This window comes from Rossellomorea vietnamensis NBRC 101237, from assembly GCF_001591825.1.
Classification (GTDB): domain Bacteria; phylum Bacillota; class Bacilli; order Bacillales; family Bacillaceae_B; genus Rossellomorea; species Rossellomorea vietnamensis.
Genome location: NZ_BCVQ01000062.1, coordinates 1 through 18,790 on the forward strand (window position 1 = coordinate 1; position 18,790 = coordinate 18,790).

19 protein-coding genes are annotated in these 18,790 nt (G+C 41.8%); 17 read left to right on the forward strand and 2 right to left on the reverse strand.

The genetic code is table 11. The features are described from left to right. From BVI01S_RS22815 to spoVK, 4 genes are all read left to right on the forward strand, one after another. Positions 1–216, forward strand: a 216-nt coding sequence (locus BVI01S_RS22815) for a hypothetical protein (protein WP_218000683.1), incomplete at its 5' end; no start/stop codon positions are given. A 140-nt stretch (positions 217–356) separates the two neighbouring features. After that, on the forward strand, positions 357–1,316 hold the full coding sequence (gene miaA / locus BVI01S_RS19855; protein WP_061811327.1) for a tRNA (adenosine(37)-N6)-dimethylallyltransferase MiaA: 960 nt from the start codon (positions 357–359) through the stop codon (positions 1,314–1,316). A 27-nt stretch (positions 1,317–1,343) separates the two neighbouring features. Continuing rightward, positions 1,344–1,577, forward strand: a complete 234-nt coding sequence (hfq, locus tag BVI01S_RS19860) for an RNA chaperone Hfq (protein ID WP_034759923.1) — start codon at positions 1,344–1,346, stop codon at positions 1,575–1,577. A gap of 386 nt (positions 1,578–1,963) precedes the next feature. Further along, positions 1,964–2,920: a stage V sporulation protein K gene (gene spoVK, locus BVI01S_RS19865; protein WP_061811328.1), complete on the forward strand. Its 957-nt coding sequence runs from the start codon at positions 1,964–1,966 to the stop codon at positions 2,918–2,920. Positions 2,921–2,969: 49 nt separating this feature from the next. Here the strand turns inward: spoVK and BVI01S_RS19870 are convergent, their stop codons facing one another. Next, on the reverse strand, positions 2,970–3,578 hold the full coding sequence (locus BVI01S_RS19870) for a trimeric intracellular cation channel family protein (RefSeq protein WP_061811329.1): 609 nt from the start codon (positions 3,576–3,578) through the stop codon (positions 2,970–2,972). A 203-nt stretch (positions 3,579–3,781) separates the two neighbouring features. Between BVI01S_RS19870 and hflX the strand changes: the two genes are divergently transcribed. The 4 genes from hflX to glnA all read left to right on the forward strand — a co-directional run bounded on the left by hflX (position 3,782) and on the right by glnA (position 8,258). Further along, positions 3,782–5,035 carry a GTPase HflX gene (gene hflX, locus BVI01S_RS19875; RefSeq protein ID WP_061811330.1) on the forward strand — a complete coding sequence of 418 codons (1,254 nt, stop codon included), beginning with the start codon at positions 3,782–3,784 and terminating at the stop codon, positions 5,033–5,035. 17 nt (positions 5,036–5,052) lie between these two features. Continuing rightward, a complete protein-coding gene (locus BVI01S_RS19880; protein WP_061811331.1) occupies positions 5,053–6,321 on the forward strand; it encodes a methionine gamma-lyase family protein in 1,269 nt (422 codons plus the stop codon). 148 nt (positions 6,322–6,469) lie between these two features. Beyond that, on the forward strand, positions 6,470–6,886 hold the full coding sequence (locus BVI01S_RS19885; RefSeq protein ID WP_060673272.1) for a MerR family transcriptional regulator: 417 nt from the start codon (positions 6,470–6,472) through the stop codon (positions 6,884–6,886). A gap of 37 nt (positions 6,887–6,923) precedes the next feature. Next, complete coding sequence (gene glnA, locus BVI01S_RS19890) at positions 6,924–8,258, forward strand: type I glutamate--ammonia ligase (protein ID WP_034759913.1); 1,335 nt, start codon at positions 6,924–6,926, stop codon at positions 8,256–8,258. A 177-nt stretch (positions 8,259–8,435) separates the two neighbouring features. On the opposite strand, the gene lexA is transcribed toward glnA, so the two are convergent. Further along, entirely contained in the window at positions 8,436–9,056 is a 621-nt protein-coding gene (gene lexA / locus BVI01S_RS19895; RefSeq protein ID WP_034759911.1) for a transcriptional repressor LexA, read from the reverse strand. A gap of 155 nt (positions 9,057–9,211) precedes the next feature. Between lexA and yneA the strand changes: the two genes are divergently transcribed. The 9 genes from yneA (at position 9,212) to BVI01S_RS19940 (ending at position 18,739) form a co-directional block, all read left to right on the forward strand. Beyond that, complete coding sequence (gene yneA, locus BVI01S_RS19900; protein WP_051758288.1) at positions 9,212–9,538, forward strand: cell division suppressor protein YneA; 327 nt, start codon at positions 9,212–9,214, stop codon at positions 9,536–9,538. Between the two features lie 11 nt (positions 9,539–9,549). Beyond that, entirely contained in the window at positions 9,550–10,200 is a 651-nt protein-coding gene (locus BVI01S_RS19905; protein ID WP_034759910.1) for a YneB family resolvase-like protein, read from the forward strand. A gap of 104 nt (positions 10,201–10,304) precedes the next feature. Then, positions 10,305–10,538 (forward strand): DUF896 domain-containing protein, encoded by a 234-nt coding sequence (locus BVI01S_RS19910; protein ID WP_061811332.1) that lies wholly within the window; start codon positions 10,305–10,307, stop codon positions 10,536–10,538. A gap of 188 nt (positions 10,539–10,726) precedes the next feature. Beyond that, entirely contained in the window at positions 10,727–12,730 is a 2,004-nt protein-coding gene (tkt, locus tag BVI01S_RS19915; protein ID WP_061811333.1) for a transketolase, read from the forward strand. A gap of 254 nt (positions 12,731–12,984) precedes the next feature. After that, positions 12,985–13,422 (forward strand): sporulation inhibitor of replication protein SirA, encoded by a 438-nt coding sequence (sirA, locus tag BVI01S_RS19920; protein WP_034759904.1) that lies wholly within the window; start codon positions 12,985–12,987, stop codon positions 13,420–13,422. An 84-nt stretch (positions 13,423–13,506) separates the two neighbouring features. Then, complete coding sequence (locus tag BVI01S_RS19925) at positions 13,507–13,728, forward strand: YneF family protein (RefSeq protein WP_034759902.1); 222 nt, start codon at positions 13,507–13,509, stop codon at positions 13,726–13,728. Positions 13,729–13,914: 186 nt separating this feature from the next. After that, positions 13,915–15,036 (forward strand): CamS family sex pheromone protein, encoded by a 1,122-nt coding sequence (locus tag BVI01S_RS19930; RefSeq protein ID WP_061811334.1) that lies wholly within the window; start codon positions 13,915–13,917, stop codon positions 15,034–15,036. Positions 15,037–15,184: 148 nt separating this feature from the next. Beyond that, positions 15,185–16,930, forward strand: a complete 1,746-nt coding sequence (locus BVI01S_RS19935) for an ABC transporter transmembrane domain-containing protein (protein ID WP_061811335.1) — start codon at positions 15,185–15,187, stop codon at positions 16,928–16,930. Between the two features lie 3 nt (positions 16,931–16,933). Then, a complete protein-coding gene (locus tag BVI01S_RS19940; RefSeq protein ID WP_034759894.1) occupies positions 16,934–18,739 on the forward strand; it encodes an ABC transporter ATP-binding protein in 1,806 nt (601 codons plus the stop codon). Positions 18,740–18,790: the final 51 nt, after the last annotated feature.

An 18,790-nucleotide genomic window follows, 5' to 3' on the forward strand; every position in this document is an offset into this window, starting at 1 on the left:
CCGAGGAGGCTCACCGCCAGCCCCGCGGAAAGCGAGCAACTGGAGCGGAAATCAAGCACTACTCGCTACTTCCATAAGTATCAATTTACACATAAACAGTCAAATGATGAATCCGAACGTTTTCGAATCGTTCGGATTTTCTTTAACCAAGCACTTTTATTCCAACCTCAGTTATTTTTTCCTCGTTACAATAGAACGTTTTGTGATGGTAAGTAAAGGGTACATTCACTCCATGGCAAATTGTTTTTGAATAAGACCGGTGTAAATGGAAATACTGACAAGATGTGATTTCAAACCTTCTATTATTATGGTACGATAATATGTAAAGAAACAGTTACATAGAAAGCAGTGAACGTATGACAAGTATGAATAAAGAGAAAGTGATTGTCCTTATTGGTCCGACTGCTGTAGGGAAAACCAGTACAAGCATAAGCCTTGCAAAACGATTCGATGGGGAAGTCATTAGTGGGGACTCCATGCAAATCTATAAGAAGATGGACATCGGAACTGCAAAAATCAGGGAAGAAGAGATGGAAGGCGTACCCCACCACTTGATCGATATAAAAAACCCAGAAGACTCTTTTTCAGTGGCGGAGTTTCAAAATCTTGTAAGAAAGAAAATAACCGACATTCATTCACGGGGGAAAATTCCCTTGATTGTGGGTGGAACGGGTCTTTACATCCAGTCAGTCCTATATGATTATCAATTCACAGAAACACCAGGCGATGAACATTATCGTGCAAAGTTAGAAGCAGAGCTTGAAAAGCATGGAACAGATCGTCTTCATCATAAGCTGGTTAAGGTGGACCCGGTTTCAGCTGGGAACATTCATCCTAATAATACGAGGCGTGTGATCCGTGCATTGGAGATTTTCCATTGTACCGGTAAGACGATGAGTGAGTATCAAAGCTCCCAAACCCATGAGCTGCAATATGATGTTGCGTTAATTGGTTTAACCATGGATAGGGAAACACTGTATGAGAGAATCAATCTTCGAGTAGACCTGATGATGCAAGAAGGACTTTTAGAAGAAGTGAAAGCGTTATATGATGGTGGCCTGAGAGGCGTTCAATCTGTACAGGCGATAGGATATAAAGAACTTTATGACTACTTCGAAGGTACCGTCAGCCTGGAGACGGCCATAGAGAACCTTAAGAAAAACTCCAGAAGGTACGCCAAACGGCAGCTTACCTGGTTCCGAAACAAAATGGATGTTGCCTGGTACGATATGACAGAAGAAAGTTTGCACAGCAAAAATATTGAGGACATTTCAGAATTTATTGCAGGAAAGCTTCAATTAAAGTCGAATAAGTAATGTAGAGATAGAAGAGGAGGACTAACCATGAAACAATCCATTAATATCCAAGATCAATTCCTAAATCAATTGCGAAAAGACAGTTCACTCGTAACGGTATTCCTTTTAAATGGCTTCCAGATTCGCGGTCAGGTAAAGGGGTTTGATAATTTTACCGTCCTTTTTGAAACAGAAGGTAAACAGCAACTGGTATATAAACATGCCATTTCAACATTCGCCCCGCAGCGAAATGTTCAAATAAATTTTGAAGAACAAAATTAATGTTCGTGTGAAAGCTGCCCTTTGTGGCAGCTTTTTATATTGGGTCCGATTGTTGAATGCAAGAATAATTAATGAAATGTACAGTAAGTGAATAGGATAATAGAGAGGCTTAAATCTTCATTACCTTATGTCTTTAAAAATAAAAAAATCGACCCTGAAAATTAATCACCAAGGGGCTTTTGGAGAGTATCTAATTTTATTTCCAAAGATAAGTAAGTCTGAAATGAAAAATGCATTCACAGCGTAATTCTATTTATTTCTCGGGAAAGCGCAGGAATAGACAGGATTCTTTTTATTTGTCGAAAAAAATAAGATAAAACGACAGGCGTTTATCACCCTTATATCTTAGATGTGTATATTGTCTTTAGAATGGTGAGGTGAAATCTTTGGATCAACCAATGAGAATGAAAAATAACGGTCAAATCAGTATAGTATTGAATTCACAAAAAAGAAGTTCAGTACGCGAAACGGTAGATTCGGCTCCTCAGTCCCTTCCACAAGAACATGTAGCGTTGAAAGAAATTGAAGAAGAACTTGGTTCCCTTGTCGGAATGGAAGAAATGAAAAAAATGGTGAAAGAAATTTATGCATGGATATATGTGAATAAAAAACGGGAAGCCATGGGTCTGAAGGCAGGGAAACAAGCTCTTCATATGATGTTTAAAGGGAATCCGGGCACTGGTAAAACGACGGTGGCGAGAATCATCGGAAAACTGTTCTTAAAGATGAATGTGCTTTCGAAAGGACACTTAATCGAGGCAGAGAGGGCTGACCTGGTCGGAGAGTATATTGGTCATACGGCACAGAAAACAAGGGATTTGGTAAAAAAAGCACTGGGAGGGATCCTATTCATTGATGAGGCATATTCACTGGGCAGAGGTGGAGAAAAGGATTTTGGAAAAGAGGCAATCGATACCCTTGTGAAACATATGGAAGATAGGCAGCATGATTTTATCCTGATCCTGGCAGGGTATTCAAGGGAAATGGAGCACTTCCTTACCTTGAATCCGGGTCTCCAATCACGATTTCCCCTTGTGTTTCATTTCCCTGATTATTCTGTAGATCAGTTGATGGAAATCGGCAAAAGGATGCTGGATGAAAAGCAATACTTATTGAGTCATGATGCCGAAAGAAAGATCCGTGAACATTTAAGTGCAGCGAAAAACACATTATCTCCAATGGCGTTTTCAAATGGGCGGTATGTTCGGAATGTACTTGAAAAATCGATACGATCTCAAGCGATGAGGCTGTTGTTGGAGAATTGCTACGATCGACATGATTTATTAACCATACGCAGCAATGACCTGGTCTTTACTAAAACAGCGTCGGATCACCATACTTAGTAAATCGAAAAACAAAAAAATGCATTCACTTGTGAATGCATTTTTATGATTAAACATGAGCCCGTAAACTTCTATTCGGTAACCTCCATTTATATAGGTAGGAGAGCACCCGTAAAGCGGTTGTAATGATGAAAAGGGTATATAGCTCTAACGCTGAATTGACTATACCAAGTCCAATCGCAGCTCCACATAAAACTGCCCAAACCGCATATATTTCCGATCTGAGGACTAAAGGTTTCCGTCCAGCCAGAAGGTCACGGATCATTCCACCACCACTACCGGTTAAAACGGCAGCCACGATGATTGCACTGATGGGGTGGTTCATTTCAGAAGCATATAACGCCCCCTGAATAGCAAAAGCCGATAAACCGATCGCGTCAAAGAAATTCCCCCACTTCCTCCAATGTTTTAATAGGTTATTGGGGAACAGAAAGACCGCTGTAATCGAGAGAAGGGCAATCTGAAACAACATTCCCTGCTCCCATAAAGCGGAAACGGGAACACCAATCAGTAAATTCCGGATGGCGCCTCCACCGAATGCCGTGACAATCCCTAATATATAAACACCGAGGATATCATATTCCTCTTCCATGGCAATGATAGCTCCTGAAATAGCAAAAGCAATGGTACCGATGATACTCAGTACTTCCCACGTCATACACATTCCTCCTCACCCTATTACAATATGCTACATGCCATTATGTAGAATCTTGAAGTGGTGTTATGTCATAATCAAACATACTGATTTTAACACGTATGTGCTTATTTGCAACCATTTTTCATTGCTTTTTACATAGAGATTACGATGCGGATTTGATATGATGGAAAATAGAATGAAACGGAAAGAAAGAAGGTTGTTTTTTGAAGAATGAAAATCTAGAAAAAGTCATTCTGGTAGGATGTCAACTGGACGATGATGACCTGCGTTTTCAGTATAGTTTAATGGAACTTGAGGAGCTGACAGCAACAGCTCAAGGAAAAGTTGCCGCCACCTTGATTCAAAAGCGTGACAGGGTCCATCCAAGTACGTATATCGGAAAGGGTAAACTGGAGGAACTGGTCCTGTTGGAAGAACAATTTGAAGCGGGCATCATCATATTTAATGATGAACTATCCCCCAGTCAGATTCGGAACTTATCAAAGGAACTAAACGGCAGGGTGATTGACCGGACACAACTGATATTGGACATTTTTGCACAGCGTGCCCGCTCAAGAGAAGGGAAATTACAAGTAGAACTTGCACAGCTTCAGTACTTGCTGCCGAGACTCATCGGGCAGGGGGCGTCCCTCTCAAGGCTGGGCGGCGGGATAGGCACCAGGGGGCCAGGTGAAACGAAGCTCGAAAGTGATCGTCGACACATCCATAAGAGGATTGACGATATTAAGAAGCAATTACAAACCATAGTTGATCATAGAGAAAGGTACCGCGGGAGAAGGAAACGGAACAAAGCTTTCCAGATTGCACTCGTTGGATATACAAACGCTGGAAAATCCACGTTGTTCAATCGGATTTCAATGGCTGATTCCTATGAAGAAAATCAATTATTTGCTACCTTGGATCCGATGACGAGGAAAATGCCTTTGCCAAGTGGATATTCCACGTTACTGACAGATACCGTAGGGTTCATTCAAGATTTACCGACCACATTGGTTGCGGCATTTCGATCTACCCTTGAAGAAGTAAAGGAGGCAGATCTCCTTCTTCATATTGTGGATAGTTCAAATCCTGACTACAGTCAGCACGAAAAGACAGTGCAATCCTTATTGAAAGACCTGGAAATGGATGGACTGCAGCAGCTAACGGTATACAACAAGCGGGATGCGATGGATCCCGAATTTGTTCCCGACAGTGAATCAGACACCATCCTCATAAGTGCCTTGAACGAAGAAGACCGAGGGAAGCTGCTGATTAAGATAGAAGAAATCGTAAAGAATCAAATGATACCTTATCATGTACTTATCCCTGTGAATGAAGGGAAGCTGCTATCCCAATTAAAGAGTGAAACCATCTTGAGAAAATTGGAATTCCAAGAAGCGAGTCAAGTATATGAAATGACCGGATTTCACCTTGAAGATCATCCGATAGCAGGAAGCATCAAGAAATTTCAAAAGTAGAAGGGAAACAACACCAAATGTTTGAACAATTAGTAAATGGAACGGCATTACAATCACTTGTGACGAAAGTGGAAGCAGAGATCAAAGACATACATAAAAAAATCGATGAACGGTCTGAAAGCAACCAGTTCAACGTTTTGAGAGCGTTTCAGAAGCACCGGGTAAGCGATTCTCACTTCATCCCTTCCACAGGATATGGCTATGACGATACAGGAAGGGACACCCTGGAAAACATATACGCAGACGTGTTTGGAGGTGAGGCAGGGCTTGTGCGACCTCAGATCATTTCTGGTACCCATGCCATCTCCATCGCTTTGTTCGGTATACTCCGGCCGGGAGATGAACTGGTGTACATAACAGGGAAACCATATGATACATTAGAAGAAATTGTAGGAAGCCGAGGGAAGGGTACAGGTTCACTCAAAGACTTCCATATCGACTATCAGAGCGTTGATTTAGATGAGTCTGGAAAAGTCGATTTTGAAAAGGTGGCAACGACCATTACTACAAAGACAAAGATGGTTGGGATCCAGCGATCAAAAGGGTATGCCAACCGCCCATCCTTTACAATTGAAGAAATAAAGGAAATGATTGATTTCATTAAAGAAATTGATCCAGGAATTGTTGTATTCGTAGATAACTGCTACGGGGAATTTGTCGAAGTGAAAGAACCCTGTCACGTCGGGGCGGATCTAATGGCGGGCTCCCTTATTAAAAATCCTGGTGGTGGCCTTGCGAAAACAGGTGGATATATCGTCGGAAAGAAAGAATATGTAGAAGCATGTTCCTTCAGGATGACCTCGCCGGGAATCGGAGCGGAGGCAGGGGCATCTCTCTACAGCCTTCAAGATATGTATCAAGGATTCTTTTTGGCGCCTCATGTGGTCGCACAATCATTAAAGGGAGCGGTTTTCACGTCTGCACTACTGACCGGGCTTGGCATGAACACAGACCCTTCGCCTCATGCCAGGCGCACGGACTTAATACAATCGGTGCAATTTGATGACAGGGAAAAGATGATCGCTTTCTGTCAGGCAATCCAATCAGCCTCACCGATCAATTCTCATTTCACACCGTATCCGAACTATATGCCGGGCTATGAGGACGATGTCATCATGGCCGCGGGTACGTTCATTCAGGGAGCAAGCATCGAACTATCGGCGGATGGACCTATAAGACCACCTTATATAGCTTATGTTCAAGGCGGGTTGACATACTCCCATGTGAAAATCGCCGTTTGCTCAGCGGTGGACAACTTAATTGAAAAAGGTTTAATCACCATATAAAAAGGATATTAAAGGAGTAATTGGATAGTCTAAAGTGGACTATCCAATTCTTTTGATTACTTATGTAAGAAAATCTAACATTTGATTGACAGAACTCCTGACATTACATATAATGAATTCAAGAAGGAAAATAAAAGGAGGAATCAAGATGAGCGGAAGTGAAATTCGTCGAACGATGGCATTATTTCCAATCAGTATTGTCATGCAGCTCACGGACTTAACGGCTCGTCAGATTCGATACTATGAAGAGCATCAACTGATAAACCCGGCAAGGACCGAGGGGAATCGTCGGCTCTTTTCCTTGAATGACATTGATAAGTTATTAGAAGTAAAGGATCTGTTAGATCAAGGTATCAACATGGCAGGGATTAAGAAAATCTTTTCTGTGTCCGGCCATAATGAAAGCAAAGTCGTATCTGACGTAAGTAATGAAAAGGAAGAAAAAGCAAGACAGGATCTATCTGACGACGAGCTGCGTAAATTACTTCGCAATGAATTGATCCATTCCGGTCGGTTCAATCGATCATCTCTGCGTCAAGGAGATATGTCCCGCTTCTTTCATTAAATAAACCCTTTAATAAACTTGAGGAGGAATTACGTAAATGGCAAAGTATACTAGAGATGATGTGTTAAGATTAGCGAATGAAGAGGGAGTTAAGTTCATTCGACTACAATTCACCGACATTTTAGGGACGATCAAGAACGTAGAAATCCCTCTAAGTCAGCTTGAAAAAGCTTTAGATAACAAAATGATGTTTGATGGTTCTTCCATTGAAGGATTTGTCCGTATCGAAGAATCGGATATGTATCTTTTCCCTGATTTAGACACATGGTTGGTTTTCCCTTGGACAGCTGAAAAAGGGAAGGTAGCCCGTCTGATCTGTGATATTTACAATCCGGATGGCACTCCGTTTGAGGGAGATCCCCGTAATAACCTAAAACGCATTTTAGGTGAAATGGAGGAACTTGGGTTCACTGACTTCAATCTTGGGCCAGAGCCGGAATTCTTCCTCTTTAAATTAGATGTAAATGGCGAACCAACGTTGGAATTAAATGATAACGGTGGCTATTTCGACCTCGCCCCTACCGATTTAGGGGAGAACTGCCGTCGTGATATCGCTTTAGAACTTGAAGAAATGGGCTTTGAAATTGAAGCATCTCACCATGAAGTAGCTCCTGGACAACATGAGATCGATTTCAAATATGCAAATGCATTAAAAGCTTGTGATGATATTCAGACATTCAAACTGGTAGTTAAAACGATTGCCCGTAAACACGGTTTGCACGCTACATTCATGCCGAAACCATTATTCGGTGTAAATGGTTCAGGAATGCACTGTAATATGTCCCTGTTCAAAAATGGAGTGAACTCTTTCTTTGATGAAAAAGGTGACTTGCAATTAAGTGATACTGCCCGTCAATTCCTTGCTGGTATCATTAAGCATGCCACTGCTTTTACAGCTATCACGAACCCGACTGTCAACTCATACAAGCGTTTAGTTCCAGGATACGAAGCACCTTGTTATGTTGCCTGGTCTGCACGAAACCGTAGCCCGTTAATCCGTATCCCGGCTTCCCGTGGGTTAAGTACACGCGTTGAGGTCCGAAGTGTCGACCCTGCAGCAAACCCTTACCTTGCTATGGCTGTATTACTTGCGGCAGGATTAGATGGAATCAAGAATAACCTACCGGCTCCTAAGCCGATTGACCGCAACATCTATGTAATGGACAAAAAAGAGCGTGAAGAAGCAGGTATCGTGGATCTTCCTGCAACATTACATGCGGCTCTTGAAACATTAAAAACAAATGAAGTCATTGTTAAGTCCCTTGGCGAACATATATTCGAACACTTCGTGGAAGCGAAGGAAATCGAGTGGGATATGTTCCGTACACAAGTACACCCTTGGGAGCGTGAACAGTACATTCAAATGTATTAATGACCAGAAACCCTCAACGATATATCGTTGAGGGTTTTTTGCACGAAGTCCGGGTTGAGAAGGGAATCTGGGAAGGAAACGATATGAAAAAAGCCTGAGGATGGAAATTTCGGCTTCCAACCTCAGGCTTTTTCATTATAATGATAACCGTCTTATCCATGCATACCGATGCTATTATCAGTGAACTTGACGATACACCCCTACCACTTTACCCAAAATGGAGACGTTTCGCAAAATGATTGGTTCCATTGTTGAGTTCTCTGGCTGCAGACGTACATAATCCTTTTCTTTAAAGAAACGTTTTACCGTTGCTTCATCTTCATCGGTCATGGCAACGACGATATCTCCGTTGTTCGCTGTCTGCTGCTGGCGAACAATGACAAAATCCCCATCCAATATGCCGGCTTCGATCATACTGTCACCCATGATTTCAAGCATGAAGACCTGCTCATCCGAAGGGGCCATCCGCTCGGGCAATGGGAAAAATTCTTCCACATTTTCAACAGCCGTAATCGGTTGACCTGCTGTAACTTTACCGATTAAAGGAACGTTTACTACACGTTGTCGCGGAATCGTATCTTCTTCAAGGTCCAGAATTTCGATCGCTCTCGGTTTAGTCGGATCACGACGGATCAGACCTTTACTTTCAAGCCTCGCTAAATGTCCGTGTACAGTGGAACTGGAAGCAAGACCGACGGCTTCCCCGATTTCACGTACGGAAGGGGGATACCCTTTTTCTCTGACTGCAACTTTAATATATTGTAGTATGTCCTGCTGTCTCTTCGACAATTTTGTCATGTTCACGCACCTCTATTATAGATCTTATGTTCCCATTATAGCATGTCACGATTATTGATACAAACATAAGTTCGAATTTTGTTGACACCAAACGAGTGTTCGTATTACAATGAAATCAACAAAACAGAACAAACATTCGTATGGGGGTAATATTTATGTTAACACATATTTGGAATCGATTCTCTTACATTATTATATTATTTGTTTTAGTCCTTACGGCAGCTTGCTATTTATTAATCAATATGACTAATCAGCCTTCCTACCAAAGTATCACAGTAGAGGAGGGTGATACTCTTTGGACTATTGCCAAACAGTATAATGAAGAATATTCTATGACAGTGGAAGAATTTATCGCCTGGGTTGGGGAAGAGAACGAATTGAATTCTTTTGCCATCAAGCCTGGTGAATCACTTGTTTTACCTATTGAAAATCAAACAATATCAACTCAATCAGATTTCGAACTGGTCATGAACGAAGAATAGAGGGATAGAAGATGAAAGCAGTCATATACTGCAGGGTAAGTACCAAGAAAAACACACAGGAAACATCATTGGAGCGGCAGGAAGAAGAACTGGTTAAATTGGCAAACGAACATCATTATGAAGTAAGTGCGGTCATCAGGGATCAGGCGAGCGGCTTTGAATTGGACCGTCCAGGTGTTTTGGAACTTTTGGACCTGGTCAGGGATAAATCAATCGAGGCAGTGCTTATCCAGGACGAAACAAGAATCGGCAGGGGAAATGCCAAGATCGCCCTTATCCACTGTCTGTTAAAAGAAGAAGTGAAGATCATCAGTCAGACTCATAGTGGTGAATTACACTTATCCGAATCCGATTCTATGGTCATCAACATTGTCAGCATGGTGGAGGAATATCAACGCAAGCTTCATAACCTTAAAATCAAGCGGGGCATGAAGCGTGCTGTGGAAAATGGCTTTCAGCCTCATAAAAATTTAAAAAACAAAGGAAATGTTGAAGGAAGGGAACGCATTGAAGTCCCGGTCGAGGAAATCGTGCGATTAAGGAAAAATGAATTAACCTTCGCTGAGATTGCAGCTACTCTCAGGGGATTCGGATACGATGTATCCAAAGCTACGGTACATAGACGCTTCAAGGAATATATGACGTCCCGTGATCATGCATAACCCTTGTTTTATCTCCTTTATTCTAGTAACATGACGGTAGTGTGATACACTGCTTCTAGAATGTTTTAGAGTTTGCAAACTATGCAATAAAGGAGTTTTTATAGATGCTTTCAAAATCAAAAATGAATAGAATCAACGAACTTGCCAAAAAGTCCAAAAGTAGTGGACTCACTGAGCAGGAAGCGAAAGAACAGACTAAACTTAGAAAAGAATATCTAGAAACGTTCCGTCAATCGATGAAGGGAACAATTGAAAATACACGAATCTTTGATCCGGAAGGAAATGAAGTAACACCTAAAAAGATCCAAGATATACAGACTAAGAAAAAAATGCATTAATCAAAAAACTTCCTGGCCAACTTTGAAAGGTCCTGGAAGTTTTTTGATTCATTTAACTCCCTTATGATATTTAAAGGTTTTTTTATTTTCAACGATCATAAAGTCATGTTATCATTCAAGATAGTTGTATAAACTATCAAAGAAGATTAATATTAATAAGGTACATTAAAAGGAAGGATGTCTGACATATGTTTGATAACACAGATCAATTAGCAATTAATACAATTCGTACATTATCAATCGATGCGATTGAAAAAGCAGGTTCCGGGCACCCGGGAATGCCTATGGGTGCAGCTCCAATGGCGTATGCACTTTGGACAAGATTCATGAATCATAACCCTAAAAATCCAGAATGGTTCAACCGCGACCGTTTTGTCTTATCTGCGGGACACGGTTCGATGCTGTTATACAGCCTACTTCATCTTTCTGGGTACGATGTTTCAATGGAAGATCTTAAAAATTTCCGCCAATGGGGAAGTAAGACCCCAGGACATCCAGAGTACAAACACACTCCTGGTGTAGAAGCAACAACTGGTCCGCTTGGACAGGGGATTGCTATGGCAGTTGGTATGGCATTAGCTGAAAGACATTTGGCCACTACATATAACAAAGACCAATATAATATGGTCGATCACTTTACATACTCCATTTGTGGAGATGGTGACTTAATGGAAGGTGTTTCATCTGAAGCTGCTTCATTGGCTGCACATTTAAAATTAGGACGCCTTGTTGTTCTTTATGATTCCAATGATATTTCACTTGACGGAGACTTGGATAAGTCCTTCTCTGAGAGTGTTAAGGGACGATTTGAATCATACGGATGGCAGTATATCCGTGTTGAAGATGGAAATGATCTTGACGAAATTTCAAAGGCGATCGAAGAAGGTCAGGGAGACACAACCCGCCCGACAATGATTGAGGTCAAGACCGTCATTGGTTACGGAGCCCCGAATAAATCAGGTAAATCTGCCGTTCATGGTGCACCTCTGGGTGAGGATGAAATGAAGCTTACCAAAGAAGCCTACAAGTGGACATTCGATCAGGATTTCCACGTGCCTGATGAGGTTTACAGCCGCTTTGAGGAAAAAATCCAACAAGCTGGATCTGAGAAAGAACAGGATTGGGCCAACCAATTCATTAAATACAAAGAGGAACACCCTGAACTGGCCACTCAATTAGAAGCGGCAATCAAAGGTGAACTACCGCAAGGATGGGATAAGGACATCCCGGTATATGAAGAAGGAAAAGCATTGGCAAGCCGAGCTTCTTCCGGGGAAGTGTTAAACGCCATTGCCCAAAATCTTCCTTCATTCATCGGTGGTTCCGCTGACCTTGCCGGTTCCAACAAAACGATGATCAAAGATGAGAAAGATTTCATGCCTGAATCCTATGAAGGCAGAAATATCTGGTTCGGAGTCCGTGAATTCGGTATGGGTGGTGCCATGAATGGTATGGCTCTACACGGAGGGCTTCATGTATTCGGTGGAACATTCTTCGTATTCAGTGACTATCTAAGACCTGCTATCCGTTTGGCGGCTCTAATGGGGTTACCTGTGACCTATGTGTTCACACACGATAGTATCGCTGTGGGAGAAGATGGACCTACCCATGAACCTGTTGAACAGCTTGCATCCCTTCGTGCCATGCCTAACCTGTCAGTGATTCGCCCTGGTGACGGTAATGAAGTGGCTGCAGCCTGGAGGTTATCGTTAGAATCGAAAGATCAGCCTACGATGCTTGTTCTGTCCCGTCAGGACCTTCCAACGCTTAAAGGTACGGCTGATAAGGCCTACAACGGGGTAAACAAAGGTGCTTATGTTGTCTCTGCTTCAGGTAAAGAACAGCCTGATGCCCTGTTGATTGCAACTGGTTCTGAAGTACATCTTGCGGTAGAAGCGCAAAATGCCCTTGAAAAAGACGGTATCAGTGTTTCAGTTGTGAGCATGCCTTCTTGGGATCGTTTCGAAAAGCAATCAAAAGAATACAAAGAATCCATCCTGCCTAAGAGCGTGAAAAAACGCCTGGCTATCGAAATGGGATCTCCAATGGGCTGGGATCGCTACGTTGGCGATGAAGGTGACATCCTGGCGATCAATGGTTATGGTGCATCTGCCCCAGGAGCCAAAGTGATGGAAGAATATGGCTTCACTTCTGAAAATGTAGTATCTAGAATCAAAGCTTTACTTCAATAATCGTGAATGGAAAAGGTCGGCTCCTTACACTCTCTAAGGAGTTGGCCTTTTTCTTTTGGGTAAGTACAATAGGACTAAAGGTGGAAGAGATTGGGTATAGAACAAGTAATGTATAAATCCTACGATACATCCCTTAACATTCAGGGGAGATAGAATAGGTTCGACAAAACTAGTGCAGATTTTCAACAATTTATGACAATGACTCCCTTCTAGTTGATTTATACTATATGAAAGAAAGGTAGGAGGGAGTAAAGGTGCGAAATTATCAAATCTATTGGATTGAAGAGTTGTTTGTTCAACATTACTATGGTCGTGAAAGAATGTTCTATCAATTGTTTTCTGATTGGGAAGCGAGTACAGGTGATCTTCACGATATCGTCTCGAAACAAGTAGATTACATTACCAAACCGATTCCATACCTTCCTACCCAAAGACTCCTTCAACACGAAATTACGAAGGTTGAAGGGGCAGCCTGGATAAACTCCGTTGCGACAATCGAAAGAGAAGAATCAGGTGCGACACTCGTCTTGAATGAAAAGTCGATGTCTTTGAATGCCTGGGGGCACGATGAATCTGAATATATCTTTTTTGAAATACTACGGAGGAATATGGGCCAGCTACTGGCAATGGATATCAAAAATGAACGTTTTGGCTGGTTAAAACCGATAAAACAAAGAAAGTTTATATATTAATATGAAATTTTGACCAAAATATTGTATAATGTTTCAGGGTTTAGTACACTTTTAAAAGGACAACATGAAGGAGGAAGTAAGAGTATGGGAACGACTGGATTACTTATTCTAGTAGGAGTTCTGGCATTACTTGCCGGAGTTGCACTAGGATTTTTCATTGCTCGTAAATACATGATGAGCTACCTAAAGAAAAATCCACCAATTAACGAGCAAATGTTACGCATGATGATGATGCAAATGGGACAAAAACCATCCCAGAAGAAAATCAATCAAATGATGAATGCAATGAATAAGAACATGAAGTAATAGATGGAAGCACTCAGGTGATGAGTGCTTTTTCTATTGTTCGGGCATCCTGATCTCATGGAGTGTAGAGAAGGATTAAAGATCAGGTAGGATAATGGGATTATTTTCGTGAATTCATAAAAACTTAAAGATTATCAGGCGGATTGAAATGTAATGTATGATAAAATATAGTCCGGAGGGAGTCATATGAAAAAATGGATGATTGTATCTCTGTCCCTTTTGATTCTTATTGCCGGATGCAGCAATAAGCCTCAAGAAGTGATAGATGATGAAACGCTTGAAATTCAAAATAGTGCAGCAAGCGATGCACGTGAATATTTAAACTATAAAGTAAACAAAGAAAAAAAATCGGTCAATCGCGGCCTGATTACAATGACGATCAACAACCGCAGTGATATGGATGAAATTGAGACGGGCCTTATGTCTTTATCCACCGAACATTTTTCCCCTGAAAAATATGTCTACCAGGAAGGTCAGTATTTAAAGAATTTAAACTCATGGTTAGGGAGAAAGTCTAAAACCAATAAGGCGGGCCTTAACCCTGAATTGAAGATCACCGATGATATGACATGGGAACAGCAGATAGAGATGGAAAAGAAAAATCCAATGTACCTTGCTTATATTCATGAGCAGAATTATGTGGATTCAGAAGGGAAAATCAAGGGGATTTCCCTTGGCCTTGCGATGAATTCCATCGATTATATCAGGGTGGAAGATGATAAGAAGCTGATGCATTTTGACGAAGCCAATATTAACGAGAAGATGATGGAAGAATACGGAAAGAAGGTAGCCGATACAGTCGCCAGTCGTGTACGGGCAAACAAAGAATTGAAAAATGTACCCATCATGATTTCAATTTTCAAACTACAACCTTTAAACAGTGTTGTTCCTGGAAACTATATTGCCACGACCTATTTAGATGAGAACGATAGGAAAGTCAAAAAGTGGGACGATGTTTCCGACAAATATTATTACTTCCCGAGTGATGAAGGCGAAGAGAAAGACCGCGATTTATATAACCGAATCCGGGATCTGGAAGATTATGTATCAAAGTATTTCTCTCATCAGGATATTGAGTTTGTCGGTAAAGGATTGTATCAGAAGGAAACGCTAAATAAACTGGTCATCGATGTACATACAGGAATGGTGAAAGAAACCGAATTAATAGGGTTTGCACAGGCGATTGGTCCTGAAATCGTCGATTACTTCCCACACACACCGGTTTACCTTTATGTAAAAACCCCTAAAGGCCTTAAAGCCACCATCGTCAAAGAAGTGGACCAGGAACCATTTGTACAAATACATTAGTATATTTCTTTACGAAAGAGCCTCCCTTATCTAATTAGGGAGGCTCTTTCGTATAGTCCCTTGAAATGTTTTCTGAAAAAAGATTTCTCATTATTATGAAATTTGGTAAAATAAAGAGTCGATTTAATCATGAGGCGGGGGAGACAGTATGAAAGTCTTTTATGATTTGAAATGGTTTTTTCTTCAGGAGAAAAAGTCATATATAACAGGAACCATCCTTCTATTATTAGTGGCGTTCCTGCAATTGATTCCACCTAAGATTGTAGGGATCGTGGTCGACCGTATAAAGGCACATTCGTTGACCACAGAAGATATGTTGAAATGGATCCTGATCCTGATATTCACCGCTCTAGCCATGTATGGTCTCCGTTTTGTATGGAGAATCATGATTTTCGGTTCGGCCACCAAGCTTTCCAGGTTGCTGAGGGACGAACTTTATCATCACTTCACCAAAATGTCCCCGGCTTTCTATCAAAAGAAGCGGATCGGGGATTTGATGGCTCACGCAACAAATGACATTCAAGCGGTTCAACAGACTGCGGGAGTAGGGGTATTGACTTTTGTTGATTCCCTGTCAACTGGAGGATTTGTCGTTGCGGCCATGGCGTTTACAATCAGCTGGAAGCTGACCCTTATTGCACTGATTCCGATGCCGTTCATGGCGGTTTTGACTAGTTATTATGGAACATTACTACATAAACGCTTTCATAAAGCTCAAGAAGCATTTTCGGCTCTGAATGATAAGACGCAGGAAAGTGTAGCGGGAATGAAAGTCCTGAAAACCTTTGGGCAGGAGAAAGAGGATATAGAGTCGTTCAGGAAACAATCGGAAGAAGTGGTTCAGAAGAATATTTCTGTTGCAAGAGTGGACTCGTTATTTGACCCCACCATCTCGATCATTGTCGGCACCTCCTTCTTTTTATCGATAGTGTTCGGTTCAAAGTATGTCATAGAAGGGGAGCTGACGATTGGAGACTTGATTTCCTTCACCACATATCTCGGACTCTTAATCTGGCCGATGCTTGCATTCGGGTGGCTATTTAACATTGTGGAGAGGGGCCGTGCTTCTTATGATCGCGTGGCAGGGTTATTGAATGAAAAGATAGATATAGAGGATGCTGGGGAATTGGAGCACTCCCCGACAGGAGATATTGAATTCCAGATTTCTTCTTTTTCATATCCCGATGAAGAGATGCCTGCCCTGGAAGATGTTCAGTTTACCATGAAAAAAGGTCAAACCATCGGAATCGTTGGAAAAACGGGTGCCGGAAAGACAACTCTTCTCAAACTTCTCCTGAGGGAATTTGAAGGGTATAAGGGGAAGGTGGAATTTGGAGGGAGTTTGATTCAGGAGTATAATTTAAATCATTTGCGTGAATCCATCGGATACGTGCCTCAGGATCACTTCCTATTTTCTGCCACGATTTTTGAAAATATTGCGTTCGTAAATCCACTATCTTCAAGGGAAAAGGTGGAGGAGGCAGCATTACTTGCTCACATCCATGATGATATCAGCGGATTCCCATTAGGCTATGCCACAGTCGTCGGGGAAAGAGGAGTTTCTTTGTCGGGTGGTCAGAAGCAGAGGATATCGATTGCAAGGGCTCTCTTAACGGATCCTGAAGTACTTATCCTGGATGATTCCCTGTCAGCCGTAGATGCCAGTACAGAAGAATCGATCCTGACTTCCCTGAAGCAGAATCGAGCAGGGAGGACAACGGTGATCACTTCACATCGGCTAAGTGCGATTCAACATGCTGACCTGATCATAGTCCTTGAAGAAGGAAAGCTCGTCGAGAAAGGCACGCACTTTCACTTGATGAAAAATAAAGGCAGGTACAGAGAAATGTATCTCAGGCAACAGTTGGAAGAACTTGTAGAACGGGGAGGGTAAGAAATGGACCGTATACAGACTATAACACCTAAAGAGCAGCGGAAGATCTTTTACCGCCTCATGGGATATACAAAGCCTTACAAAAGGTCGTTAATGGCCGCTTTTTCTTTATTGCTTCTCACAACCGTTGGAGACGTCTTTGGACCGATCATCATCAAGATCTTCATTGATGATTATTTAACTCCCAGGGTGTTTCCGTATGGTCCACTTGCCGGTTTGGCTGCCGCATATATATTGATTCAGATTGGGAATGTATTGATTTCCTATTTTCAGTTACTGAAGTTTCAGGAAATCGCCCTCAGGATCATTCAACAATTGAGGGTGGATGTGTTTACGAAGGTTCAAGGGCTTGGAATGAGGTACTTTGATCATACCCCTGCCGGAGGGGTGGTCTCCCGGGTAACGAATGATACGGAAGCGATTAAGGATATGTTCGTAAGTGTATTGGTATCATTCATTCAAGGGGTATTTCTGTTAACGGGGATCTTCATTGCCATGTTTGTCCTGAATACCAAATTAGCCTTCTTTTGCCTATTCATACTCCCTGTCATTTTTATCATTATGAAAATGTATCGTGCATATAGCTCCATCTTCTACCAGGACATGCGTGAAAGATTGAGTCAACTGAATGCCAAGATAAGTGAATCGCTGCAGGGAATGTCAATCATCCAAGTATTCAGGCAGGAAAAAAGACTAAGACTTGAGTTCGGTGATATTAATGAAAAACACTATTGGGCTGGCATGAAGAATATTAAGGTGGATGGGTTATTATTGAGACCGGCAATCGATCTTGTATATGTTGCTGCCTTAATTGTAGTATTGAGCTATTTCGGAATAACCTCATTCACTCAGCCGATTGAAATTGGTGTGCTGTATGCATTTATTAATTATTTGGACCGTTTTTTTGAACCAGTCAATCAAATCATGATGAGATTATCTATGTTTCAACAAGCGATCATAGCATCTTCACGCGTATTCAAGCTGTTGGATGAAGGAGAGCTGTCCCCGGGACAAACCATAGAAAACGGAAAAAGTGAAACGATCGGGAAAGGGGAAATTACCTTTGACAATGTGTCATTTTCTTATGATGGGGAGAATGATGTCCTTAAGAAAATCTCTTTTTCCGCAAAGCCTGGAGAAACCGTCGCACTTGTCGGGCATACAGGAAGCGGAAAGAGCTCAATCATCAATTTACTTATGAGATTCTATGAATTCGACCAGGGTGACATTTTAGTAGATGGAAGAAGCATCAAAATGTATCCAATGGCAGAACTTAGGCAAAAGATGGGATTGGTCCTTCAGGATCCATTCCTATTCTATGGGGATATAAAGGGAAATATTAAGCTTCATGACGAGGGAATGTCTGATAAGGAGGTGGAAGAAGCAGCTGAATTTGTACAGGCGAATACGTTTATTGAGAAACTTCCTGGCGGGTATGCTCATCCTGTGGTAGAAAGGGGTTCGACACTATCAAGTGGACAGCGCCAATTGATTGCATTCGCCCGGACGATGGCGACCAAACCGAAGATCCTTGTCCTCGATGAAGCAACTGCTAATATCGATACAGAAACGGAAGAACAGATCCAAAATGCCCTTAGGAGAATGAGAAAAGGCAGAACAACCATTGCCATCGCTCATAGGCTTTCAACCATACAGGATGCGGATCTCATCCTGGTATTGCAGCAAGGGGAAATAGTAGAGCGTGGCAGCCATCAGGAGTTACTTCATCAAAAAGGGATTTATCATAAAATGTATCTTCTTCAGAATGGTTTGGTCGAGGATATGGAGGATGCCACATTAGAAAGGTAAATAGGGATGCTCATTTAACAGGGAGACCCTGATTCGGGTCTCCCTGTTCAT

Bases quoted from the DNA above. Each gene is read 5' to 3' on its own strand.
- miaA (WP_061811327.1), top strand. From the start codon at position 357: ATGACAAGTATGAATAAAGAGAAAGTGATTGTCCTTATTGGTCCGACT.
- hfq (WP_034759923.1), top strand. From the start codon at position 1,344: ATGAAACAATCCATTAATATCCAAGATCAATTCCTAAATCAATTGCGA.
- BVI01S_RS19870 (WP_061811329.1), bottom strand. From the start codon at position 3,578: ATGACGTGGGAAGTACTGAGTATCATCGGTACCATTGCTTTTGCTATT.
- BVI01S_RS19880 (WP_061811331.1), top strand. From the start codon at position 5,053: ATGTTTGAACAATTAGTAAATGGAACGGCATTACAATCACTTGTGACG.
- BVI01S_RS19885 (WP_060673272.1), top strand. From the start codon at position 6,470: ATGAGCGGAAGTGAAATTCGTCGAACGATGGCATTATTTCCAATCAGT.
- glnA (WP_034759913.1), top strand. From the start codon at position 6,924: ATGGCAAAGTATACTAGAGATGATGTGTTAAGATTAGCGAATGAAGAG.
- lexA (WP_034759911.1), bottom strand. From the start codon at position 9,056: ATGACAAAATTGTCGAAGAGACAGCAGGACATACTACAATATATTAAA.
- yneA (WP_051758288.1), top strand. From the start codon at position 9,212: ATGTTAACACATATTTGGAATCGATTCTCTTACATTATTATATTATTT.
- BVI01S_RS19905 (WP_034759910.1), top strand. From the start codon at position 9,550: ATGAAAGCAGTCATATACTGCAGGGTAAGTACCAAGAAAAACACACAG.
- BVI01S_RS19910 (WP_061811332.1), top strand. From the start codon at position 10,305: ATGCTTTCAAAATCAAAAATGAATAGAATCAACGAACTTGCCAAAAAG.
- tkt (WP_061811333.1), top strand. From the start codon at position 10,727: ATGTTTGATAACACAGATCAATTAGCAATTAATACAATTCGTACATTA.
- BVI01S_RS19925 (WP_034759902.1), top strand. From the start codon at position 13,507: ATGGGAACGACTGGATTACTTATTCTAGTAGGAGTTCTGGCATTACTT.
- BVI01S_RS19930 (WP_061811334.1), top strand. From the start codon at position 13,915: ATGAAAAAATGGATGATTGTATCTCTGTCCCTTTTGATTCTTATTGCC.
- BVI01S_RS19935 (WP_061811335.1), top strand. From the start codon at position 15,185: ATGAAAGTCTTTTATGATTTGAAATGGTTTTTTCTTCAGGAGAAAAAG.
- BVI01S_RS19940 (WP_034759894.1), top strand. From the start codon at position 16,934: ATGGACCGTATACAGACTATAACACCTAAAGAGCAGCGGAAGATCTTT.